The following is a 23,902-nucleotide window of genomic DNA, read 5'->3' as shown; positions in this document are numbered from 1 at the left end:
CGCAGGCATTTCCCAACAATCCAGAAGGAAGGTAACGATGGCCCAGGAGCCGCAGTTCGATCCCGATATCCAGCGGCAGGCCAGCGCCCTGCTGGACGCGATTCTCGCCGTGCCGGCGAGCGACGACGACATCGCGCTCGTCGGCAGGCAGCTTGGCCGCTACCCGCGCGGCATGGTCGCCGTCGGCGCGCGCTGCGCCTGTGGCAGGCCGCTCGTCACGATCACGCGGCCGCAGCTCGAGGACGGCACGCCGTTCCCGACGACCTGCTACCTGACGAGCCCCGAGGCCGTCAAGGCCGTCTCGCACCTCGAGGCGAACGGCGCGATGAAGGAGTACACGGACCGCCTCGCCGACGACGCCGATTTCCGCGCCGCCTACGAACGCGCCCACGAATGGTACCTGGCATTCCGCCACGAACTGGCACAGCGGCTCGGCGACTCCGAGGAACACATCGCCGGCATCTCGGCCGGCGGCCTGCCGACGCGCGTCAAGTGCCTGCACGCCATCCTCGGCCAGACGCTCGTCATGGGCGAGGGCGTCAACCCCATCGGCGACGACGTGCTCGCACGCATCAAGGCCAGCGGCGAATTCGACCCCGCCGTCTGCCGCTGCACCGTCACGCTCGAGGAGGAACCGAATGAGTGAACAGCGCCGTTCCGTCGTCGTCGGAGGCATCGACTGCGGCACCAATTCCATCCGCCTCAAGGTCGCGCGCGTCTTCGACGACGGCACGATGGAGGACGTCGTGCCGCGCGTGCTGCGCGTCGTGCGGCTCGGCCAGGACGTCGACAAGATGCACCGCTTCGCCGACGACGCCCTCGAACGCACCTACGCCGCCGTCCGCGAGTTCGCCGGCATCCTCGCCGCCCATCCGGTCGAGCAGCTGCGGTTCGTCGCGACGTCGGCCACGCGCGACGCCTCGAACCGCGACGAGTTCGAGGACACCGTCGAGTCGATCCTCGGCGTGCGTCCCGAAGTCATTCCCGGCACCGAGGAGGCCGCGCTGAGCTTCCTGGCCGCCACGTCGATGGTCGCCGGCGGCGCGGGGGAGGCCGGCCTCGAGCCGCCGTACCTCGTCGTCGACCTCGGCGGCGGCTCGACCGAGCTCGTGCTCGGCGGCGACGGCAATGACGTACCGGCCACCGACGTCGTCGCGGCCTACTCGATGAACGTCGGCTCGGTCAGGATGACCGAGCGTCACCTCAGGCACGATCCGCCGACCGCCGACGAGATCGCCGCGGCCTGCGACGACGTCGACGCCCACATCGCCGAGGCCGCGACGACGGTGCCGATCGGCCGGACGAGGACGATCATCGGCGTCTCCGGCTCCGTGACGACGATGACGGCGCTGGCGATGGGTCTCGACCACTACGACCACACGAAGGTCGACGGCGTGCGCATCGGCTTCGAGAAGGCGTTCGAGGTTGACGACAGGTTCCTCAACATGTCGCGCGCCGAACGCGCGACGTACAGGACGATCCATCCGGGCCGCGTCGATGTCGTCGGCGGCGGGTGCGTGGTCTGGAACCGCGTGCTCGACCGCGTCGGGCAGGCCGCGTTCGACGACCACGGCCAGCGCCTCGACAGCTACGTCGCCAGCGAGCACGGCCTGCTGGACGGCATTTGCCTGAAGCTTGGCCGCGACTTGCTGTCGTGACTTGCGACATAATGGAACACTGTGCCCCCGTGGCGGAATGGTAGACGCATCCGACTTAAAATCGGCCGCCTCGTGCGTGCGGGTTCGAGTCCCGCCGGGGGCACTGTCATCTCGTGTTCTTTTGTCGGAAACATGTCCTTTGCAAATCCAGATAGACTGGTGGACATGACTTCACGCAATGCCCGGATTTCCAAGCGTTCCCAGCCGACCGACCCCGCCGAGCGCAAGCCGCTGCCGCTCATGGGCGTGCAGGCCGTCCTCGTGGCCGCCGTGCTCTGTCTCGGCGAACTGATCTGCTCGCCGATCTACGTCTCGATGTCCGGCGGCGCCTTCTATCTCGGCTCCTGGTGGCTGCTCGCCTGCCTGCTCGCCGTCGCGTTCAGCTACATCGTCGGCTTCGCGCTGCTGTGGTGTTGCGAATCGTTCGCCTACCGGATGAAGCGCAAGGTGCAGCCGCTCGTCTACGCCGTCGTCGGCGCCGTCGGCTTCGGTGTCTGGACGACGTGGGTCGTGCTGTCGATCATGGGCTCGATCCTCTCGTCCGCCGGACTCGCCGTCGCGTCCGGCTCGACGGTCCCGGCCGCCGTCAACGGGGCCGTGCTCGGCCTCGCCGCCTTCTTCTGCGCCGCCACGCTCGGCGAACGCCTGGCGCATCACCGCGTCGCCGTCGCCATCGTCCTCGCCGTCACGATCCTCCTCGCCATCGCCGGCGCCGTCGTCCTGTTCCGGCTGTAGGCGAGCCGGGAATTGGGCATGTCGCGGGCCGGCTAGTCGGCGGCGGTGCTATCCTTGTGTTCCGTTGTGTACTTGTGCATCGGCGCCGCAGCACGGCGCCGCGGAAGGTAAGGAGGACGGCATGTCGCAGGGTATGCCCGTCGTGCAGCCGGAATTCGGAGCGGCTCCGGTCATCGAGTTTCCGGAAGCCGAGGCCCCGAAGGGCCTCAAGGTCGTCGAGCTCGTCGAGGGCGACGGCCCGATGGTCCGTCGCGGAGATACCGTGACCGTCAACTACGAAGGCGTCGTCTGGGGCAAGACCGAGCCGTTCGACTCGAGCTTCGCCCGCCACCAGCCGGCCAGCTTCCAGATCGGCGTCGGCCAGGTCATCCGCGGCTGGGACCAGACGGTTCCGGGCCACAACGTCGGCTCGCGCCTGCTCGTCTCCATTCCGCCGCAGTACGGCTACGGCTCCCACGGCGCCCCGCAGGCCGGCATCGGTGGTGACGACACGATCGTCTTCGTCATCGACATCGTCTCGACCCGCTGACCGCACCGCATTCCATGTCGACACTGCACCGCCTCGATCGGCCGGTGCAGTGGTTTTTATATTCGGCACGATTTCCGCGCCACGACGGCGAGGGGGAAGAATCGTGCATGACGTTCGTATCCGCGAACACAATCCCAGGAGGAACCCACCATGGCAGAGGTTGAAGAGAAGACCATCCTGCTGACGCAGGATGCCTATGACAAGCTGAAGGAAGAGCTGGCCTGGCGCGAGGGCGAATACCGCGACGAGATCACCGAGCGCATCGCGGCCGCCCGCGCCGAAGGCGACCTGTCCGAGAATGGCGGCTACCAGGCCGCCCGCGAGGAGCAGGGCAAGAACGAGGGCCGCATCAACGAGCTCATCGTCAAGCTGCGCAACACGAAGATCCTCGAGGCGCCGGCCGCCGGCACCGTCGGCAACGGCTCGCTCGTCACGCTCGACCTCGCCGGCAACGAGATGGTCTACGTGCTCGGCTCGCGCGACATCGCCGTCGCCACCGACTACGACGTCATCAGCCCCGAATCGCCGATCGGCGCGGCCATCATGGGTGCCAGGGAGGGCGACGTCGTCGAGTACGCCACCCCGACCGGCCGCACGATGAAGGTGACGATCAAGGAAGCCAAGCCGCTGCAGTGACCTGTCGTCCGCGATATTGAGAACCATGCGAAGCTCCCTTTCGGGGAGCTTTTTGCGTTCTCCCCGGATTCGCCGAGCCAAACGCCGCCGACTTGACATGGACATACCTTACGATAGAGTAACTTACGGTTGCGTAACCAACGTGACTGTCCATTTTCCGTTCGTTGTTCCGCGAGGTGACAGGGATGAGCATGGCGACCATGACGAAAGACGAGGACCGGACCGACGCCCGGCAGGACGACCGGCATTCGCTGACGGCGAACCTGCCGACGCTGCCGAAGCGCACCGACGAGGAAATCGCCGCCCGGCGCGCCGCCGTCATCGAGGCGCGCGAGGCCGCGTTGCAGGCGAAGGCCGACCGTGTCCGCCTCAAGGCCGAGACGAAGGCCGAGAACATCCGCGCCAAGGCCGACATGAAGGCCAAGAAGAAGATCGCTAGGGGCGAGGCGAAGGCCTGCAAGATCGAGGGCATCGCCCCGAAGGAAGTCGAGCGCAAGATCCGCCTCGACGTCCACGGTCGCGAGAAGCCGCTGATGCGCGGCTGGTTTCACGCGATCACGGCGCCGCTGGCGCTGGCCGGCGGCATCGTGCTCATCTGCATCGCCCACGGCACCGGCCTCAAGTGGGCGTGCGCCGTGTTCATGACCGCCTCGCTCGTGCTGTTCACGAACTCGGCCGCCTACCACCTCGGCGACTGGTCGCCGCGCGTCACCGACGTGCTGCGCCGCATCGACCACGTCAACATCTTCCTGCTCATCGCTGGCACGTACACGCCGGTCGCGTTCGCGCTCGACCCGTTCTGGCGCAACGCGATCATCATCGGCATGTGGAGCTGCACGGCCATCGCCCTGCTCATCCACGTCGTCTGGATCAACGCGCCGCGATTCCTGTTCACCGTCGTCTACATCGTCTTCGGCGTCTCCGGCGTGGCGTTCATGGGCCTGTTCTGGGTCTCGCCGGCCGCCGGTCCGGCCGTCGTCGTCCTGATCTGCGCCGGCGGCCTGTGCTATATCCTCGGCGCGATCGTCTACGCGCTGCGCAAGCCGGATCCGTGGCCGAAGGTCTTCGGCTTCCACGAGATCTTCCATCTCGGCACCGTCGCCGGCTACGCCTGCCACATGGTTGCGATCTACATGGTCATCGTCCACCTCGCGCAACTGGGCTGACCGGCGCAGGCGGCGACGCCGCGGGACGGGGGCGTCGTGGCGGTTGGACGTATGATGTTGGCATGGCTGATTTTTCCCAGATACTTGCCACCCGGCCGGATTTTGACGACGCCGACCGCGAATGGCTGCACCATCTCGTCGCCGACTGGCAGGTGATCGCCGACCTGAGCTTCGCCGACCTCATGCTGATCCTGCAGAACGGGGACGGATCGTTCGTCGTCGCCGAGCAGTGCCGTCCGTCGACGGTGATGTCGCTGCGGCCCGACGATGTCGTCGGACTGACGGTGCCCGACGAGCACCTCGAGGAACTGCACGAGGCGATGAAGTCCGCGACGATCTTCCGTTCGTCGTCGCTGCGCCCGGTCGGCAAGTCGATGGTCTGCAACGTCTACGCGCCGATTCGCCGCGACGGCAAGACGCTCGGCCTCGTCGTGCGCGAGACGAACATGGCCACGCGCGAATCGAACGGCCGCTACGAGAAGGAATCGATCGAGGCCGGCAAGCGCCTGTTCGAGATGATTCCGCGCGGCCAGTTCCCGTACCGCGACACGATCATGAACCAGCGGCACATCGCCCGCGTTTCCGACGGCTTCATCATGGTGACGTTCGACGGCATCGTCGACTACGCGTCGCCGAACGCGATCAGCTGCTTCAGGCGCCTGGGCCTGACCGGTTCGATGGAGGGACAGTACCTGTCCGAAGTCGGCACGTCGCTGCTGCACGAGAACGATCCGGTTCCCGAGACGCTGCCGCTCGTGCTCACCGGCAAGGCGCCCGTCGACTCCGAACTCGACGCCAACCGCTCCGTCGTCTCGATGCGGTCACTGCCGCTGATGGACGCCGACGGCCGCACCGGCGCGATCGTGCTGTGCCGCGACATCACCGAGCTGCGCCGCCGCGAAGTCGAGCTGCAGACGAAGGACGCGACGATCTCCGAGATCCATCACCGCGTCAAGAACAACCTCCAGGCCGTCTCGGCGCTGCTGCGCCTGCAGGCCCGCAAGACGAAGTCCGAGGAAGTCAAGAAGGAACTCGCCGAGGCCCAGCGCCGCGTCCAGACGATCGCGATGGTCCACGAGGGCCTGAGCCAGACCGCCGACGAGATCGTCGACTTCGACAAGGTCATCTCGAACCTGCTGCGCATGGCGCTCGACCTCGGCTCGATGGAGGACCAGAACATCACGATCGACTACATCGGCAAGTTCGGCATGATGCCGGCGCAGGACGCCACGCCGCTGTCGCTCGTGCTCACCGAGCTCATCACGAACTGCGTGGAGCACGGCTACGAGGGCCGCAAGGAAGGCCACATCACCGTCTCGGTCGGCCGCTGCGGCAAGAGCCTCAACGTCGTCGTCGAGGACGACGGCAACGGCATCGAGCACGAGGAACACAACGGCATGGCCCGCTCGTCCGGCTCGGGCCTCGGCACGCAGATCATCAACACGTTCGTCAAGAACGACTTCGGCGGCACGGTCCGCTGGGAACCGGGCCGCTCCGGCGGCACCCGCGTCGTCCTCGACATGACGCTGCGCGCCGCCTAGGACCGCCAGCGCCCGGCATGGTCCGGCGCATCATGGTACGGCAATGAAGAAAGGCTCCCCTCGGGGAGCCTTTCTTCATGCAGTTTCACGAATCAGATCTGCATCTGCATCGACTGCGAGCGACGGGCGCGCATCGTGCGGCGCTTGAGCGCGCGACGCTCCTCCTCGCTCAGGCCGCCCCAGACACCGTAGTCCTGATTGGTGTCCAGCGCGCACTTCAGGCAGGCGGCGACGACTTCGCAGTTCTTGCAGACGGCCTTGGCTTCCTCGATCTGCTGGAACGCCGCGCCGGTGTTGCCGACGGGGAAGAACAGCTCGGGGTCCTTGTCGCGGCAAGCGGCCTTGGCACGCCAATCAAATGCACTGCTCATGTTGTGTCCTTTTCTGCGTAGATGTTCGCGAAGGCGAGTTTCCGCGGCCTCCGGCTCCGGCCGTCACCCTGATGCTGCCGCCGGCCAGAACCCTGATTTCACGGGGGTTGAACCGTGGAATCATGCCAGACGGACAGTCCGGAAGTATTCGTCCCGTTTACTGTACGGAATTCAATGCTAAAAGGAAAACCGACGAATTTCAAGAGTTTGTGAAGAAAATTCCAAGGAAAAAAGGGTGTTGGATCCGATTTGCTATGCTGGCCCGTCCCTCACGCACTGCACGAGCACGGCGGTACCCGGCGTCAGCAGCACGCCGCGCCCCGGCGTCCCGTAGTCACGCGGCGACAGCGACGCGAGCAGCGGTGCCGGCACGCCGTCGGCGAGGTCGGCGGCGCGCTCGCCGCACGGAAAGACGAGCCGGTTCGTGCAGTGGTCGGGAATGCGCAGGTGGCGGCTGCCGGCGAGCGTGAACACGACGGGCGTCGCCGGATCGGCGAGTAGACGGCGGAACTCCCTCGCCCCGGCGTCGTCGGCGAGCGGGTCGAGCAGCCGGTCGGCGTCGTCGAAGAAGCGGCACGGCGACGATCCGAGCTGCCGGTGCAGCGTTGCCAGTGCCGTCGTCCGCCCGCTGCCGAGCCGGCCGACAATCGCGAAATTGCCGGACAGGCAATCGACGGTGGCCGGTTCGAGCGAGACGCCGGTGTCGGCCACGCCAAGCACGGCCGAGCCGGGAGACGCGACGCCCAGCGGCACCGGCGCCGTCCACGTCACCGTCGCCGGCAGCGGCGCCGTGAACAGCGGCGGCTCGGCGTCATGGCCGTGAAACTTCGCCGCCAGGCCGACATGCCGGACGATTCTTTCGAGTTCGGCCGCCGATGGCGCGCATGCGGCCCTCATCGGGACCGGCGCGCCGTCGCCGTCCGAGCACAGTGCGGTGCCCGGCGCGCCGGTGGCGATCCTCGCGGCGTCCGGCACGTCGAGCATGTCGCGCGACTGCATCGGGTCCTGCACGCGCAGGCACAGCCGCAGCGCCATGTTCGCCTTCATCGCCGGACTGATCTGGCCGAGCGGATGCTGCGTGCAGGCGACGACGTGCATGCCGAGCGACCGGCCGAGCGACGCGACGCGCACGAGCCGGTCGACGTAGTCGGGCAGCTGCCCGCTCAGCGCGTGGAATTCGTCGACGATGACGACGAGCCGCGGCGGCATCGCCGCGGCCGGCAGCTGCGCGATGTCGGCGACGCCGGCTGCCGCGGCGAGCCGTTCGCGGCGCTTGAGCTCGCGTTCGATCGCCTCGAGCGCGCGCACGGCGTGCTTGAGGTCGAGGTCGGAGACGCAGCCGCGCACGTGCGGCAGGCCGACGAGCCGGTCGAGCGCCGAGCCGCCCTTGAAGTCGAGCAGCAGGAACTGCAGCCGCCACGGCGGAAACGCCGCGGCCATCGCCACGCACCAGGTCTGCAGCAGCACCGACTTGCCCGACCCGGTCGTGCCGGCGACGATCGCATGCGGCCCGGAGCGCAGCAGGTCGAGCGTGAACGGGACGGACCGGTGGCCGGTGCCGACGACGACGGCGAGCGAGCGGCGCACGTCGGCCGTCAGCCACCGGCGCGCGACGGTGCGCCACGGTGCCGCGTCGGAGGCCACGCCAAGCGCCGTCGCCAGCGGCATCGCCGGCAACACGAGTCCGGCGACGGCCGGCGTGCGGGTGTCGCCGGGCGCGCCGGAACCGGCGACGTCGGCACTGGCCGTGTCGTTCGTCGTGCCGTGGGGGAGCGGCGTGGCGGAGAACGGGCTGGCGCCGGCGCCACGCCGCCGGTTGCCCAGCGAGACGACGAGCGTGGCGACGCAACCGAGACAGCCGGCGCCGACCATCGTCGCGAACAGCCACTGGCCCTGCGCGAGCAGTGCTACGAGCATGACGGCCTGCGCCAGCGCCGGCGCGGCCATCGCCGCCGTCGCCAGCCAGCGCATGCGGGAGCCGTCGTCGCGCCGGCGTCCGTCGCGCCGCGTGGTCGCCGTCGAATTCCTCTCCATGCCTCCAGCGGTACCATGCCGCCACCATCGCGGAAAAACGAAACGGGCCGGTGTGGACGAATGCCTTCGTGTCCACACCGGCCCGCGCGAATCGTCGCCACCAATGACTTCCTGTCATGGCGGCGACGATTCGTCAGCTCTCGTCGGCGAGCGTGCCGACGGTGCCGGCGGCGTGCGTGCCCTCGTTGAGCTCCTTGAACAGCTCGGTGTTCTGGGCGTCGTCGAGCAGGACCGACGAGCCGACGCCGTCGACGTAGTAGTCGGGGTCGCTCCAGTAGACCGAGCCGGTGATGCCGTCGTTGCCGGAGGCGCTCTTGAACGCGAGCAGCATCTGCACGAGCGTGAACGGCGTCGTCTTCTCGTCGACGGTCAGCGCACCGAGGACAGCCTCGGCGACGGCCTTGTCCTTGCCGAAGTTGAGCAAGGTCGAGGCGGACGCGGCCTTCTTCGCGATGGCGCCGATGACCTGCCGCTGGCGCTCGGCGCGGCCGAAGTCGCCGTTCGGATCGGAGTAGCGCATGCGGGAGAACGCCAGCGCCGTCGTGCCGTCGGCGACGTGGCAGCCGGCCGTCCAGACCATGCCGGACTTCTCGTCGTTGACATCGTCGTCGTAGCACAGCTCGACGCCGCCGAGCGCGTCGACGACCTTGACGAGGCCGCCGAACGACAGCTCGGCGACATGGTCGATCTTGTAGCCGGTGATGTCTTCGATCTCGCCGACCATCGCCTGGTTGCCGTAGTCGCCGAGGACGGCGTTGATCTTCATGTAGTAGCCGTCGACCTGCACGAGCGAGTCGCGGGGGATCGAGACGAGCGACGCGGCGCCGGACTTCGGCTTCGTGAGCACGAGGATCGTGTCGGTGCGGGCGCCGGTCGTGCCGTCGTCGCCGGTCGTGCCGTCGCGCTCGTCGGAACCGAGGATCAGCCACGTCGTCGCCTTCGAGTTGTCGGCCATCGACGTGAGCCATTCCTGCTTGTTGAGGTTCGAGTTGACCCAGCCGTACAGGCCGGCGAACGCGATGCCGAGCACGACGACGATGACGAGGAGGACGGAGACGACGACCGTGCGCGCACGGTGGCGCCGGTCGGCGCGGCTGCCGGCGCGCTGCGCGGCGGCGGAGCGGCCGCCACGGGACGGCAGCGACGGCATCGACGGGCGCCGCGATCCGCCGGACCGGCCGCCGTGACTGTCCGGCGTGCGTCCGCCCGTCGGGTATGCCGACGACTGCCGGTTCGTCGAGCCCTGCGAGCTGCGCGGCGCGCGCGATTCGTGCGCGTGGCCGTTCGGCGAGAAGCTCGGCGGCACGTCGGACTGCGCGCCCTGGCCGGATTCCCCCGCCATGCCGGCCGGCGCCTGTTCGCGCGCGACGTTGCCGGCCGTCCGGCCCTGCGCGGCGCGCGGCGACTGTGCCGCCGACTGCGCGGCATCAGGGTGCGCCGACGACGACTGTCGCGGCGAACGGTTGCGGCGCGGCGCGAACGAGGCCGGCATCGCGTCGCCGCCGGCGTTGCCGGCGCCGCCGGCCGACGCGTGCGAAGCACCCGACGATCCGGCCGCGCCGTTCGCCGCGGAGGACCCCGACGATGCCGACGACCCGTGATGCCGGTGCGGTTTCGGAGCGAAGCTTGGTGGATTGTCGTGCTGCGTCATGGAACTCGTGCCTTGGAGGGTGAATGCAATGCGGTCGGATACGCCAATGCGTTGCGCCGGACCGCACCCCTTGACGGTCCCGCGCAACGCATTGGCCTGTGTCGGCGGCTCAGTTTTCGGTGATGCCGCAGAACTTGTAGTTGATGTACTTGTCGGCGATGCCGATGTACTGGTAGGTGTCGAGGTCGATGATCGAACCGGTGTCGGCCTCGACCATGCCGCCGGTGTTCGGATCGATCAGCGTGCCGTCGGACTCGACGATCAGGCCGGTGTTCGCGTCGTAGGTGCCCTCGTCCTTCTTCGAGTCGGCATCGCCGGACGAGGAAGCCGACGACGATGCCGACGCCGACGCCGACTCGCTCGCGGAGGCGGACGAGCTGGCCGACGGGGACGATTCGTCCGCCGTCACCGACGTCGCGGTGTCGAACAGCGGCTCGCCCTTGACCATCTTCTCCCAGACCTCGTCGGCACTGTCGGCCCAGACGACGCGGTTGGCGTCCTGCGACCACGTCGTGACCGGCACCGTCTGCGTGTAGATGTGCGACGTGTCGAGGTTGACGAGGCTCATCGCCAGGCCGACGAGCGTGCTGGTATCGGCCAGGCCGGAGGAGATGTTGAGCGACTTGATCGCGGCGAGGGCGAGCTGGTAGAGCTGGGCGCTTTGCGTGAACAGGTTCTTCGAGATCGCCTCTCTCAGGATGGTCTTGATCAGGTACTGCTGCCTCGTCGTGCGCATGATGTCGGTGCCGTCGGTGTTCGTGCCGTGGCGCATGCGGGCGTACTGCGTGGCCGTCACGCCGTCCATGTGGTTGAGGCCAGCCTTGAGGTCGAGGTTCGTGTTCGAGTCCTCGATGTCGGTCGGCAGGCAGATGTCGACGCCGCCGAGCGCGTCGACCATGCTGGACAGGCCGGCGAAGTCGACGACGATGAAGTTCTTGATGTCCATGCCGGTCAGCGAGTTGACGGCCTCGACGGTGCACGTCGCGGCCGACGCCAGGTTGCCGCCGACCGAATAGGCGCGCGCGAAGATCGAGTTGAACATCACGTTGTACTGCGCCGGCACCGTGCCGTTCGTCGTCTGGCAGCTCGGCACGCTGACGATCGAGTCGCGCGGGATCGAGACGAGGTTGATGTAGGAGCGGTCCGCGGAGATCTGCGCGACCATCGTCGTGTCCGCCGAATGCAGGTCGGAGTTCTCGTCGGCGTCGCCGGTGATCGAGCCGGACGCGCCGTCGCGGGTGTCCTGTCCGATGATGACGAACGAGATCGTCTCGCCGGCGTTCGGATCGACGACCTCCTCGCTGTCGCCGTCGCCCTGGCTGACATAGTCGACCTTCGTCGACTTGACGGCCGAGTCGAGATTGATCCAGACGGCCGCGGCCGCCGTGCCGGCGAACGCGAGGACCGCGATGACAATGCAGGCGATGACCGTCAGCATGCGATGATGGACACGGTAGCTGGCCGTGTGGCGCGGAGGATTCTTGTGGGTGCCACCGAGATTCGGATTGGATTCGCCTGAATTCCTGTGAGAGGCCAAGAGTTCGCCTTTCCTACTTCGTCAACGTCTTCTGTCGCGTCGCCGTCCGGTCCGTCGGTGCGCGTCCTCTATGCCGTCTCCTGAGCGCCCGTGCGGCCATCGGAGATGCGTGAACGGTACAGATTATATGACGACCGGCTGAACACAACCACCAGCTTGCCTGAACCGCCACTGAATGCGCACGTTGGCCCCGCCGGAACGGATGATCCGCAACGGTTCCCGTGACGGGCACGGCAGCAGGATGGAAGGAGGCAAGACGAGGAACATGTTGACAGGGCATCCGCGCGCGTGCGTACACTGGGCACTATGAATTTGACAGGGAGCAGCGAGATCCAGCGGCTCGTCGGCGAAACGTTGGCGGTCGAACCATACGCCCGGGCGCAACGGGTCGAGGAGAAAGTGACCGCCGTCGTCACCGTCGAGCAGGACATGCGCTACCTGCCCGCCACGCTGCGGGCTATCCTGTCCCAGACCGTGCTGCCCGGCACCGTCGTCATCGCCGACTGCTCGGGCCAGACGCTCCAGTCGGTGCGCACCGTCGTCGACGTCGCCTGCGCGGGCGCCGCGCCGGCCAGCCTCTCGGTCCAGATCGTCAAGGTCGCGCAGGCCCGCTCGTTCGGCGACGCCGTCGCGAAGGCCGTCCGCAACGCCCAGGTGGACACGTCGAGCCGCACGCTGTGGCTGCTGCACGACGATTCGCGCCCCGCCGACGACCACTGCCTCGAATCGTTGCTGGACGCATGGAACAACACGCCGACCGCGGCGGTCCTCGGCGCCAAGCAGCTCGACTGGGAAGGCGAGCACCTGCACAACGTCGGCGCCTACGCCTACCGCCACGGCCTGCGCACGCTCGTCGTCGACGGCGAACCCGACCAGCAGCAGTACGATGGCCGCCAGGACGTCTACGCCGTCTCGCTCGCCGGCGCGCTGATCCCCGACCACACGCTCGCCAGCGTCCACGGCGTCAACCCGTGGTTCACCACCTACCGCGAATCGGCCGACTTCTGCCGGCGCCTGTGCCTCAACGGCAAGCGCGTCGTCGTCGTGCCGTCCGCGAGGATCGCCCACCGCCGCGCCCGCTACGAGGGCGTGCGCACCGCCGACGGCAAGCCGCTCGACGACGCCGACGCCATCGACACGTCGATGCCGGTGCTCGCCGCCAGCCAGAAATACTTCTACACCGACTTCGCCGCCGGCTGGTGGCCGCTCGCCTGGATCCTGCGGCTCGTCGTCTGCCTGTGCGACGCCGTCCGCCAGCTGTTCCGCAAGATGCCCTACCGCGGCTGGTGCATGCTGTGCATGCCGTGGATCGCGCTGTTCAACATCCCCGGCGCGCTGACCGCCCGCCACCGCATGGGCCAGCAGACCCGCGTCGGGCGGCGCGACATCGGCCAGCTCGTCGCCGACCACCACCAGATCGCCGCATGGAAGGCCGCCACGCGCGAATACGAGGACCAGCGCACGCAGGTGCTGCTCAGCCCGCTCGCCCGCGCCCACCTGCGCCGCCAGCGCATCCGCCGCTGGACCTACGCCCTGCTCGCCGCCCTCGTCGCGTTCGCCGTCGTCGTCGCCGTCTACTGGCAACTGTTCCGCACCGCCTGGTCCGCCGACGTCTCGCTGTACTCGGACACGCTGCTGCCGACCGGCGCCACGTGGGACCAGCTCGTCGCCTCCGCCACCACGCCTTGGGTCTTCGGCACGACCGGCACCGGCATCCCGGCGCCGCCGACGCCATGGCTGCTCGTCCTCATGGTCGTCTCCGCCGTCACCGGCGGCCACGTCGCGCTCGCCGTCACGCTGCTGTTCTTCCTCGCCGCCCCGGCGATGACCCTGTCGTTCTGGGCGCTCGCCGGCGTCGTCACCCGCTCGAACCCGGTGCGCGTGCTCGGCGCGCTCGCCTGGTTCGCGCTCGCGCTCGGCACCGGCATGTTCGCGCAGGCCGACGTCGCGATGCTCACCGTCTTCGTCTTCATGCCGGCCGCGTTCGCGTTCGTGTTCAAGGCCGTTGGCATGTACCGCACCGAACAGCCGGTCAACCCGCGCGCCTCGGTGCAGGCCGCCGCGCTCGCCGCGCTGCTGTTCATGCCGGTCGTCGCCGCCGAACCGCAGCTGCTGCTCGCGCTCGTCGTCATCTTCGTCGCGTTCCTCGTCTTCGTGCGCCGTCACCGCATGATGCTCGTCCTCATTCCGTTCCCGGCCGCGTTCGCGCTGGCGCCGACGATCGTCAACGCCATCCGCTACGCCGGCGACGGCATGTGGCGCCAGCTGTTCGGCGACGTCACTGTACCGCTCGCCTCCGTCGATGGCACGCCGGCCGTGCGCAACCTGACGGCGATCGTCGCCGCCGTGTTCGGCATGGACACCGGCGGCGACGACCTGCTGGCCGCCGGCTGGACGTCGACGGACACCGTGCGCGTCGTGCTGATCCTCGTGCTGCTCGCCGTCCTCGCCGTCGTCGCGATCGTCGCGCTGTTGCGCCCGTCGCTGTTCCGCGCCTCGCACATCCTGTGGACCGTCATCGTCTGCGGCATCCTGCTGGCGATGGTCTCCGGCGCCGTCGCCGTCGCGGCGTCCGGCACCGGCTCGGTCGCCGGCTCGACGATGCCGGGCCTGTCGCTCGCGTTCGCCGGCCTGATCTGCTGCGTGTGCATGATGGCCGGCCCGGCCGTCAAGGCGTTCACGCCGCTGACGGACCGCGGCGCCCGCAAGTTCCACGGCGCCGCAGTCGGCCGCCTGCTCATCTCCGTCGCGCTGGCCGCCGTCACGTTCCTGTGCGCCTGCAACGGCTACGCCAACGCCGAGCTGTACGGCATCGGAGTCTCGGGCTCCGGCCTGCCGATGGTCGCCCAGCAGTACCTGTCGCAGAACCCCGACCGCCGCGTGCTCGCCCTGGCGGCCGAATCGAACAACACCGTCGCCTACACCGTCATGCGCACCGGCCGCGGCGACCTGATCGACTCGTCGGCCGCCCAGCGCGTGCGCATCGCGTTCGGCAACGAGACGAACACCGAGAACGACGAGCTCGCCGCGATCGCCGGCAAGCTGCTCGCCAACGCCGACGCCGATGCCATCCAGGACCTGAGCGACCTCGGCTTCGGCGGCATCTACGTCGTGGCCGGCAACGGCGACGACATCTCGTCGAAGGCGACCGACCAGCTCGTTGCCAACATCACGTCGTCTACCGGCACGCAGTCCGTCGTCGACAACGACGACGGCGTCTACTACCGGCTGACGCTCTCGAGCTACGCCGACCAGAAGATCGACGTCGGCTGGCAGATGCGCACGCAGTCGAGCCCGTGGCGCGCGGCGTGGCTGTGGTGCCTCGTCATCGTGACGGCGCTCTACATCGTCGTCGCCATTCCGCGCCGGCACACGCCGACGGCCGCGATCGACGGCACGTCCGACGAGGGGGAGGAAGCATGAGCCGCACCGACCGCAATGACCACGATCTCGTGACCGCCGGCGAAGAACATCATGACGGCGCGCCGGACATGGCGCGCTCGGGTCGCCACCGCGCCGGACGGGCGACGGTCGGCATCGTCGGCGCCGTCGTCGCGGCGGCCGTCGTCGCCGCGCTGACGCTGCTGCCGACGACGTCCGCCGACTCGGCCACGTCGAGCGCCGCCGTCTCGCAGCTCGCCAGCCCTAAGCAGATCGAGCAGTACTGCCCGGCGCAGATGAACCTCGCCGACACCGGCTCGTACGGCGACTCGGAATTCCAGGCGACGACCGGCGACATCGCGTCGCGTACCCGCTACGTCGCGCTCGGCTCCGTCTTCCATGCGCAGGTCGAGGCGCTCTCCGACGTCGACGGCGCGAACGCCACGGTCCTGAGCGGTCCGACGACGTCGACGGCGACGTCGGACACGGAGGAATCGTCCTCGTCCGACGACGACACGGCCGTCGTCGCCTCTGCCGACTCGCAGAAGGAAGCGACCGTCCTCGACACCCGCATCCTGACCGCCGACGACGGCACCGGCGCCGCCGGCACGCTGTTCAGCTGGGCGACGACCGGCGACATCGAGGGCGTCTCGGCCGCCGGCTGTACGACGACGGCGCTGACGCAGACGCTGCTCGTGCCCGAAACATCGTCGTCGACGACCGAGCAGCTCGTCATCACCAACCCCGGCGACCGCGCGACGACCGTCGACATCGAGATCCACGGCCCCGACGGCGACGTCGCGATGGCGACGAACTCGACGATCGCGATCGCCGCCGCCTCGTCGGCCACCGTCGACCTCGCGGCCGCCGCCGGCGACCAGTCCGGCCTCTACGTCAAGCTGACGAGCTCGGTGACGCCGGTCGGCGCCGTCGTGCGCTCGATCGCGATGGACGGCCTGACGCCGAACGGCTCGGACTTCGCCGTCCCGCTCGCCTCGAAGGCCACCGGCGACTCGGCGGCCGTGCAGGCCATCCCGCTCGGATCGTACGATTCGTCCTCCGAGTCGCTGACGACGTACCTGTACGCCGACGTCGACACCGACGTGACGCTCAAGTGGACCGGCACCGCCGGCGCCGAAACCGCGAAGACGGTCCAGCTGGCGGCCGGCAAGGTCTCCGTCGTCACGCTCGACGACGCGCCCGGCTGGACGACCGGTCTCGTCGCGACGACGGAGGACGCGTCGACCGGCACGTCGACCGGCGACGATTTCTCGATCCTCGCGAAGGTGTCGAAGTCCGGCGACGGCGGCCAGCGCGACTTCGCGCTCGTGGCCGGCAGCGCCGCCGCCGGCGAATCGGCCGTCGCCGTGCCGTCCGACGCGCAGGCCTCCGTCGTCCTCGTCAACCCGACGTCCGAAGCGGCAACGGTGACGCTGCAGCCGGTCAAGGCCGACGGCACGTTCGGCACGGCGAAGTCGGAGACGATCGACCACGAATCCGGCCTGTCCGTCGCCGTCTCCGACCTCGGCGACGACGTCGCCGCCGTCCGCGTCACGACGGACGCCAGCGGCGACGATTCGTCCGCGACGACGTCCGCCGACGACGACAACAACAATCCGGCAACGGTCGTCTGGGGCCTCGGCCTGTCGTCGAAGTCCGTCTCCGGTGCCGGCCTCGCCGGGCTGGCCTATGTCGCCTCGACGCCGCTGACCGTCTCGAAGACGACGGTGAACGCGATCAACGACCCGACGATCGTGAAGTAGTCATTGATGTCGCGAGCCCGGGCTTCAAGCCCGGGCTCGCGACATCAATGACGGGGTGGCAGGTCTGCCTACATGCCCCAGTCCGGATCGATTTCCTCGGGGCGGCGCCCGTAGAGCTCGGCGATGCGCAGGACGAGCTCGTCGCGGATGGCGAACTGCAGGTCCTCGCGGTCGCGGGCGTGGCTCTGCAACGGCATGCGGTAGAGGACGATGCGGGCGGGGGAGCCGTGCGTGGCGGCGAACGCCTGCGACGTCAGCTGCGGCTGGCGCTCCCACGGCGCCGGATTCGACGGCGGCACGTCCTCGACGGCGAACTGGACCGGCCCGATCAGCTCGGGCCACGCGCCGTTGAGCCGCTTGAGCTGCGAGGCGACGGCGTCGTCGAAATAGCCGCTGCGCGTGCGGTAGCGCGGCAGGCGGGTGCCGAACATCGGCGTCCTGACGCCGCGGCCGTGACGATTCCGATAGACTTTCGCTTCCCAGGGTGGTGTCTGCATATGGAACACCCTACTCCATGCGGTAGGATGGTGGACCGATTGCGTAACCGAAACCCGGGAGGATGGGATGGAAGCTGTCGTCGTACCGAACTGGACCGACGTCGATCTCGATGCCGTCAGCGGCGCCATGAGGATGGTGGCGTTCGATCTCGACGGCACGCTGGCCAGGAGCAAGAAGCCGATGAAGGAACCGATGGCCGCGGCGCTGTCCGAGCTGACCGGACACGTGCCGGTCGCGATCGTCTCCGGCGGCACGATGGCACTCGTGACGAGCCAGGTCACCGACATGCTGACGGCCGAGGCGAACCGCGACAACATATACCTGATGCCGACGAGCGGCACCCGCTACTACCGCTGGAAAGCCGCCGCGTCGCCGACGCCGGCGAGCGACCATCCGTCCGAGGGGGAGGGCAGCGGCCGGCCGGCCGGGGAATGGGAGCTCCAGTACAAGCACGACCTGAGCGAAATCGACCGCAAGCTCGTCATGAAGTCGCTCGAGCGCCACGCCCGCGAGATGGGCCTGTGGGAAGAGCATCCGTACGGCGATGTCATCGAGGACCGCGGCAGCCAGATCACGTTCTCGGCCCTCGGCCAGCAGGCGCCGGTCGAGCTCAAGGAACAGTGGGACCCGACGAACGAGAAGAAGAACCGCCTCAAGGTCGCCGTCCAGCGCGACGTGCCGCACCTCGAGGTGCGCTCGGGTGGCTCGACGAGCGTCGACGTCTCGCTGCGCGGCGTCGACAAGGCCTACGCCGTCAACGAGCTCGCCGGCATGCTCGGCGTCGGCATCGGCGACATCGTCTTCATCGGCGACCGCATGGACCCCGACGGCAACGACTATCCGGCTGCCAGGGCCGGCACCCGCGCGCTGCGCGTCGACGGGCCCGAGGACACGCTCGCCGTCGTCAGCCACATGAACGATTGGTTCCGCCATCATCGCTGAACACCATCCGGCCAATGGCCGTCGCCGGGGCCATGCCGGTCGCCGCGTAGCCGTGACCTCGGCCGTTGCCGGAACGACGCGGATCCTCGGCGCGACCGTGCGTGACCTCGTGTTCCCGCGCGGCTGCGCCGGCTGCGACATGCCCGACGAAGTGCTGTGCCCACGGTGCCTGGAACTGTTCGGCCGCGACTGGAGCTATCCGCTGCCCGGCACGCTGGCCGGGTGCGGCTTCGGCGCCGCCACCTACGCCGGTCCCGTCCGCGACGCGATCCTGCTGTGGAAGGACCACGGCGACGAGGAATGCGACGGCGTCTTCGGCGACATCCTCGCCGCCCTCGCCGCCGATCACGTGGGACGGTGGCTTGGCGATGGACAAGGACAGTCCGTGAGCCGCCTGCTCGTCGTCGCCGCGCCGTCGACGCCGAAGTCGGTCCGCTCGCGCGGACGTCGCCAGATGGATCCGCTTGTCGGCGCCGTCGCGCGCCGGCTGTCCGGCGACATGACGGTCCGCCGCCTCGGCATCGACGTCGTCGCCGCGCCGATTCTCGCCGCGAGGGACGTGCGTCGCAAGTCGGTCGAGGCCTCCTCGGTCCGCCAGCGCGCCGCCCGTCTCGCCAACCGCCTCGTCCTGCGCGACCTGGAACGATTCGTCCCGGAATTGTCCGGCAATGCCGGGGAAGTGGACAGCCGCGAGGATCGCGCAGGACGGCCGACAGGGGACGGCGGCGCGACGGTGGCCGTCCTCGTCGACGACATCGTGACGACCGGCGCGACGATGCGCGCCTGCACCGATGTCCTGACCGCCGCGGGCATCCCCGTCGTCACCGCCCTGAGCCTCGCCTACGCCCCGCCTCCGGACGCCTAGACCCATGGGCCCCGGATGAACATCGACGGGAATTCAGGGGAGACAATGCAGCAGGACGGTGGCCTGGGCGGCTATGCCCTCGCCGCGGCCGGTGAAGCCCATGCCGTCGGTCGTCGTGGCGGAGAGACTGACCGGGCAGCCGAGCAGCGCGGACAGCGTGTCCTGGGCTTCGGCGCGGCGACGGTTGACCTTGGGACGGTTGCCGATGACGGTGACGACGGCGTTGACCGGGGCGAAGCCGAGGTCGCGGACACGGGCGAGCGTCTCGCGCAGCATCGGGGCGCCGTGCATGCCGGCGCCGCGCGCGTTGGCGCCGACGCCGAACAGCGATCCGATGTCGCCGGCACGGCAGGCGGACAGCAGCGCGTCGATCAGCGCGTGCGCGACGACGTCGCCGTCGGAATCGCCGTCGATGCCCGGGCCCTCGCCGGGCCATTCGAGGCAGGCGAGCCACAGCGGCCGGTCGTCGCCGGCGAAGCGGTGCGCGTCGAAGCCCGATCCAATGCGCAGGGCGCCGGCGACGTCCATGCCGTGCATGTCGTCGCCGGCGCCCTGCGCAAGATTGTCGTTCGTGGCGGAACCGGTCACTTCTTCTTCGTCTCGGCCTCGATGCGGGCGAGCGTCTCGGACGCACCCTCCTCGGGAGCGAACGTGTGGTGGTCGTCGTCGCCCGGCAGCGGCTCGCGGTAGCCGAGGTTGACGTCGAGCAGGCGCTGCGCCTCCTCTTCCTCCAGCTTCTCCGACAACGAGATCTCGGAGGTCAGGATCGAGCGGGCCTTCGTCAGCATGCGCTTCTCGCCGGCGGACAGGCCGTGCTCGTCGACGTCGCGCTGCGCGAGGTCGCGGACGACCTCGGCGATCTTGTTGACGTCGCCGGTCGCGATCTTCTCGACGTTCAGCTTGTAGCGGCGCGACCAGTTCATTTCCTTCTCGATGATCGGCGTGCGCAGGATCTCGAAGACCTTCGCGACTTCCTGGGCGTCGACGATGTCGCGGACGCCGACCTTCTTGGCGTTCTCGACCGGGACGTTGATGACGAGCCCGTCGCTGGACAGGACCGACAGCTGAAGATATTCGCGGGTGACTCCCTTCACCGTACGCTCGGTGATGGCCTCGACCTTGGCGGCGCCGTGACGCGGATAAACGACCATATCGCCGACTTTGTACCCCATGAACCCTCCGTGGTGATTGCGTGAAAAACCCAACTTATTATGCCGTCCGCCTTGGACGATTGGCCGCATTTGGCCCTTCCCGGCGTCCGGATGCTGACATGCGGACGGCGCCGGCGGGGAAGGGGAGACGACGACGTGCCGAAGTTGCCTTGCGGATGAATCGTGGCCGGCGACGATTTCGACAAAGAGACCGCGACAGTCGAACTTGCCGGCGCGAATATTAGCCGTTACGTAAAAAAGTAAGGAAATTGTCGGGGAATATCAGTGAAACCGCCCGCGACCTTCACAAATGTGCTTATTCTTTTGGCATGACAACTTCTTCTTCACATGATTCGGCGCTGGCCATCGCCAACGCAGGCGCCCTGGTCACGGTCAATGCCGACCAGCTGGACGCCGTCAGCAACGGGCAGTTCTACAACCCGCACGAGATCCTCGGTGCCCACCTCGGCGCCGGCAAGGACGCCAGGTACACGACGATCCGCGTGCTCAAGCCGCTTGCCAAGACCGTCACGATCGTCACCGAACAGGGCGACGTCGAGGCCGCCCACGAGCACAACGGCGTCTTCGCCGCCGTCGTCCCGTCCCTCAGGACGAAGGACGGCTACTCGGTGCCCGACTACCGCGTCAAGACGACGTACGAGGACGGTTCCTCGGTCGTCCAGGACGATCCGTACCGCTATCTGCCGACGATCGGCGACATGGACCTCTATCTGTTCGGCGAGGGCCGCCACGAACGCCTCTGGGAAGTCATGGGCGCCCGCGTCAAGTCCTACGACGATCCGATGGGCGCCTCCGACGGGACGAAGGGCAAGCCCGTCACCGGCACCGCCTTCACCGTCTGGGCGCCGAACGCCCACGCCGTGCGCGTGGTCGGCGACTTCAACGGCTGGGACGGCCGCGCCCACGCGATGCGCGAGCTCGGCTCCTCGGGCGTCTGGGAACTGTTCATCCCGGACGTCGGCGCCGGCGAGATCTACAAGTACCAGATCCTCAATGCCTACAACAACTGGGAAATGAAGGCCGACCCGATGGAGCGGTCGCACGAGATCCCGCCGCGCACCGGCTCGGTCGTCGCCGACTCCACGTTCAAGTGGGGCACCGGCGACAAGGCCTGGATGGACAGGCGCGCCAAGACCGATCCGCACAACGGCCCGGTCTCGATCTACGAGGTGCACGCCAACTCGTGGCGCAAGGACTGCCACAACTACCGCGAACTCGCGGACGCCCTCGTGCCGTACGTCCAGAAGCTGGGCTTCACGCACGTCGAGTTCATGCCGCTGGCCGAGCATCCGTTCGGCGGCTCCTGGGGCTACCAGGTCACCGGCTACTACGGTATCGATTCGCGTCTCGGCGGCCCGGACGACTTCAAGTACCTCGTCGAGAAGTTCCATGACGCCGGCATCGGCGTGATCATGGACTGGGTTCCGGCCCACTTCCCGAAGGACTCGTTCGCGCTCGGCCGCTTCGACGGCACGCCGCTGTACGAGGATCCGGATCCGCTGCGCGGCGAGCACCCGGACTGGGGCACCTACATCTTCAACTTCGGCCGCCGCGAGGTGCGCAACTTCCTCGTCGCCAACGCCTGCTTCTGGCTTGACGAATACCACATCGACGGCCTGCGCGTGGACGCCGTCTCCTCGATGCTGTACCTCGACTACAGCCGCGAGAACGGCCAGTGGCGCCCGAACAAGTTCGGCGGCCGCGAGAACCTCGAAGCCATCGATTTCATCCAGGAAGCCAACGCCACGGCGTACAAGAACAACCCCGGCATCATGATGATCGCCGAGGAGTCCACCGCCTATCCGGGCGTCACGGCGCCGACGAGCGAGGGCGGCCTGGGCTACGGGCTCAAGTGGAACATGGGCTGGATGCACGACACGCTCGAGTACCTGCACGAGCAGCCGATCAACCGCAAGTGGCACCACGACGAGATCACGTTCTCGATGGTCTACGCCTACTCGGAGCACTACGTGCTGCCGATCAGCCACGACGAGGTCGTCTATGGCAAGGGCTCGCTGTTCGGCAAGATGCCGGGCGACGACTGGCAGCGCTACGCCGGTGTCCGCTCGCTGTTCGCCTACCAGTGGGCCCACCCGGGCAAGAACCTCTCGTTCATGGGCAACGAGCTCGCCCAGTACGGCGAGTGGGACTGCAACGGCCAGCTGGACTGGGATTGCCTGAACTGGCCCGACCACCGCGGCGTGCAGGACCTCGTCGCCGACCTCAACGCCCTGTACAGGAAGAGCCCGGCGCTGTGGAGCCAGGACTTCACGCCGGACGGCTTCCAGTGGCTGACGTCGGACGATTCCGACCACAACACGCTCTCGTTCGTCCGCATCGGCAAGGACGGCCAGCAGATGGTCGTCGTCGTCAACTTCTCCGGCTCGGCGTGGCAGGACTACCAGGTCCCGCTCACCAAGGGTGGCAAGTGGCGCGAGGTGCTGACGACCGACGACGAGAAGTACGGCGGCTCCGGCATCCACAACACCGACATCGAGGCGAATGCCGGCGCGTACCATTCCCGCGACTACTCGACGAAGATCACGGTGCCGGCGCTCGGCGTCGTCTTCCTCGAGCCGGAAAACTGAAGAAAGGCGTGTGATCAGTCATGATTAATTCGTCGGCGCAGCGCGGCACGTCGCCGCGCACGGTATTGATCGTCGAGGACGAGCCGACGCTCGCCACCGCCATCGCCCAGCGGCTCACGGCGGAAGGCTGGACGGCGCGCGTCGTCTCCGACGGCGCCAGCGCCGTGCAGGCCGCCGCGCAGTTGAAGCCGGATCTCGTCATCATGGACGTCATGCTGCCGGTGATGGACGGCCTCGAGGCGACGAAGCGCATTGTCTCGGAACGTCCGGTGCCGGTCCTCATGCTCACGGCCCGCGACGACGAGGCGGACAAGATCATCGGCCTCGGCGCGGGCGCCGACGACTACATGACCAAGCCATTCTCGATGCGCGAGCTCATCGCCCGCTGCAAGGCGCTGCTGCGCCGCGTGGACCGCGCGAAGGTCATCGCGAAGAACTCGGAGAACGAGAAGATCCTCGACTTCGGCTCGCTCGTCATCGACCCGGCCCAACGCGTCGTCACGCTCGACGGCGAGCCGGTGCACCTGACGCCGACCGAATTCGACCTGCTCGCCACGCTGGCCCGCAAGCCCAAGTCGGTCCTGACGCGCGAGAAGCTGCTCGAGGAGGTCTGGGACTGGGTGGACGCCTCCGGCACCCGCACCGTCGACAGCCACGTCAAGGCGCTGCGCCACAAGCTCGGACCGTCGATGATCCGCACCGTGCACGGCGTCGGCTACGCCTTCGAACCGCCGGAGAACTGACGGACGGATCGTTGTCCGTCTTCCATTCACGGCCAGACAGCCGCCAGTCGTTCCGACACTGGCGGCTGTCTCGTTCGCGGCGCCGGTCGCGC

Annotated in this window: 20 protein-coding genes and 1 tRNA gene; 14 read left to right on the top strand and 7 right to left on the bottom strand. The window is 68.3% G+C overall.

Features of this window, described 5'->3' with window-relative positions; all coding sequences use genetic code 11:
• Nucleotides 1-37 precede the first annotated feature (37 nt).
• The 8 genes from F6S87_RS01545 to F6S87_RS01510 all read left to right on the top strand — a co-directional run bounded on the left by F6S87_RS01545 (nt 38) and on the right by F6S87_RS01510 (nt 6,265).
• Nucleotides 38-646, top strand: a complete 609-nt coding sequence (locus F6S87_RS01545; protein ID WP_163226909.1) for a DUF501 domain-containing protein — start codon at nt 38-40, stop codon at nt 644-646.
• Entirely contained in the window at nt 639-1,658 is a 1,020-nt protein-coding gene (locus tag F6S87_RS01540) for a Ppx/GppA phosphatase family protein (protein ID WP_163226908.1), read from the top strand. The genes F6S87_RS01545 and F6S87_RS01540 overlap by 8 nt, the downstream gene beginning before the upstream one ends.
• A gap of 23 nt (nt 1,659-1,681) precedes the next feature.
• Nucleotides 1,682-1,761: transfer RNA gene (locus tag F6S87_RS01535), tRNA-Leu, on the top strand.
• A gap of 62 nt (nt 1,762-1,823) precedes the next feature.
• Entirely contained in the window at nt 1,824-2,393 is a 570-nt protein-coding gene (locus F6S87_RS01530) for a cadmium transporter (protein WP_231129300.1), read from the top strand.
• A gap of 121 nt (nt 2,394-2,514) precedes the next feature.
• Nucleotides 2,515-2,922: an FKBP-type peptidyl-prolyl cis-trans isomerase gene (locus F6S87_RS01525; protein WP_163226907.1), complete on the top strand. Its 408-nt coding sequence runs from the start codon at nt 2,515-2,517 to the stop codon at nt 2,920-2,922.
• Between the two features lie 150 nt (nt 2,923-3,072).
• Nucleotides 3,073-3,558 (top strand): GreA/GreB family elongation factor, encoded by a 486-nt coding sequence (locus tag F6S87_RS01520; RefSeq protein ID WP_163226906.1) that lies wholly within the window; start codon nt 3,073-3,075, stop codon nt 3,556-3,558.
• Nucleotides 3,559-3,749: 191 nt separating this feature from the next.
• Nucleotides 3,750-4,724 (top strand): PAQR family membrane homeostasis protein TrhA, encoded by a 975-nt coding sequence (trhA, locus tag F6S87_RS01515; protein ID WP_407925107.1) that lies wholly within the window; start codon nt 3,750-3,752, stop codon nt 4,722-4,724.
• Between the two features lie 62 nt (nt 4,725-4,786).
• The gene (locus F6S87_RS01510) at nt 4,787-6,265 is read left to right on the top strand and encodes a sensor histidine kinase (RefSeq protein WP_163226905.1); all 1,479 of its coding nucleotides are present in this window, start codon (nt 4,787-4,789) and stop codon (nt 6,263-6,265) included.
• 92 nt (nt 6,266-6,357) lie between these two features.
• Here F6S87_RS01510 and F6S87_RS01505 read toward each other — a convergent pair whose 3' ends face one another.
• The 4 genes from F6S87_RS01505 to F6S87_RS01490 form a co-directional block, all read right to left on the bottom strand.
• Nucleotides 6,358-6,636: a WhiB family transcriptional regulator gene (locus F6S87_RS01505; RefSeq protein ID WP_163226904.1), complete on the bottom strand. Its 279-nt coding sequence runs from the start codon at nt 6,634-6,636 to the stop codon at nt 6,358-6,360.
• A 252-nt stretch (nt 6,637-6,888) separates the two neighbouring features.
• Nucleotides 6,889-8,670: an FtsK/SpoIIIE domain-containing protein gene (locus F6S87_RS01500; RefSeq protein WP_163226903.1), complete on the bottom strand. Its 1,782-nt coding sequence runs from the start codon at nt 8,668-8,670 to the stop codon at nt 6,889-6,891.
• Nucleotides 8,671-8,803: 133 nt separating this feature from the next.
• The gene (locus F6S87_RS01495) at nt 8,804-10,162 is read right to left on the bottom strand and encodes an LCP family protein (protein ID WP_407925106.1); all 1,359 of its coding nucleotides are present in this window, start codon (nt 10,160-10,162) and stop codon (nt 8,804-8,806) included.
• 268 nt (nt 10,163-10,430) lie between these two features.
• Nucleotides 10,431-11,858: an LCP family protein gene (locus tag F6S87_RS01490; protein ID WP_163226901.1), complete on the bottom strand. Its 1,428-nt coding sequence runs from the start codon at nt 11,856-11,858 to the stop codon at nt 10,431-10,433.
• Nucleotides 11,859-12,164: 306 nt separating this feature from the next.
• On the opposite strand from F6S87_RS01490, the gene F6S87_RS01485 reads away from it, so the two are divergent.
• Together F6S87_RS01485 and F6S87_RS01480 are read left to right on the top strand one after the other, a co-directional pair.
• Complete coding sequence (locus tag F6S87_RS01485; protein WP_163226900.1) at nt 12,165-15,281, top strand: glycosyltransferase family 2 protein; 3,117 nt, start codon at nt 12,165-12,167, stop codon at nt 15,279-15,281.
• A complete protein-coding gene (locus tag F6S87_RS01480) occupies nt 15,278-17,002 on the top strand; it encodes a DUF5719 family protein (RefSeq protein WP_163226899.1) in 1,725 nt (574 codons plus the stop codon). Before F6S87_RS01485 ends, F6S87_RS01480 begins: the two co-directional genes overlap by 4 nt.
• Before the next feature lie 68 nt (nt 17,003-17,070).
• On the opposite strand, the gene F6S87_RS01475 is transcribed toward F6S87_RS01480, so the two are convergent.
• The gene (locus F6S87_RS01475) at nt 17,071-17,499 is read right to left on the bottom strand and encodes a metallopeptidase family protein (protein WP_163226898.1); all 429 of its coding nucleotides are present in this window, start codon (nt 17,497-17,499) and stop codon (nt 17,071-17,073) included.
• 67 nt (nt 17,500-17,566) lie between these two features.
• Between F6S87_RS01475 and F6S87_RS01470 the strand changes: the two genes are divergently transcribed.
• Nucleotides 17,567-18,442, top strand: coding sequence for an HAD family hydrolase (locus F6S87_RS01470; RefSeq protein WP_163226897.1), 876 nt, complete (start codon nt 17,567-17,569; stop codon nt 18,440-18,442).
• Between the two features lie 52 nt (nt 18,443-18,494).
• Nucleotides 18,495-19,307: a ComF family protein gene (locus F6S87_RS01465; RefSeq protein WP_163226896.1), complete on the top strand. Its 813-nt coding sequence runs from the start codon at nt 18,495-18,497 to the stop codon at nt 19,305-19,307.
• 33 nt (nt 19,308-19,340) lie between these two features.
• Here F6S87_RS01465 and ispF read toward each other — a convergent pair whose 3' ends face one another.
• Complete coding sequence (ispF, locus tag F6S87_RS01460; protein WP_196779100.1) at nt 19,341-19,835, bottom strand: 2-C-methyl-D-erythritol 2,4-cyclodiphosphate synthase; 495 nt, start codon at nt 19,833-19,835, stop codon at nt 19,341-19,343.
• A 56-nt stretch (nt 19,836-19,891) separates the two neighbouring features.
• Nucleotides 19,892-20,479 carry a CarD family transcriptional regulator gene (locus tag F6S87_RS01455; RefSeq protein WP_163226895.1) on the bottom strand — a complete coding sequence of 196 codons (588 nt, stop codon included), beginning with the start codon at nt 20,477-20,479 and terminating at the stop codon, nt 19,892-19,894.
• 308 nt (nt 20,480-20,787) lie between these two features.
• Between F6S87_RS01455 and glgB the strand changes: the two genes are divergently transcribed.
• Both glgB and F6S87_RS01445 read left to right on the top strand, forming a co-directional pair.
• Nucleotides 20,788-23,067 carry a 1,4-alpha-glucan branching protein GlgB gene (gene glgB, locus F6S87_RS01450; RefSeq protein ID WP_163226894.1) on the top strand — a complete coding sequence of 760 codons (2,280 nt, stop codon included), beginning with the start codon at nt 20,788-20,790 and terminating at the stop codon, nt 23,065-23,067.
• A gap of 20 nt (nt 23,068-23,087) precedes the next feature.
• Nucleotides 23,088-23,810, top strand: a complete 723-nt coding sequence (locus F6S87_RS01445; protein ID WP_163226893.1) for a response regulator transcription factor — start codon at nt 23,088-23,090, stop codon at nt 23,808-23,810.
• The last annotated feature ends 92 nt before the right edge of the window (nt 23,811-23,902 follow it).

The sequence above is a fragment of the Bifidobacterium choloepi genome (genome assembly GCF_010667615.1).
Classification (GTDB): Bacteria; Actinomycetota; Actinomycetes; order Actinomycetales; family Bifidobacteriaceae; genus Bifidobacterium; species Bifidobacterium choloepi.
This window is presented reverse-complemented; position numbering and strand designations above follow the sequence as displayed.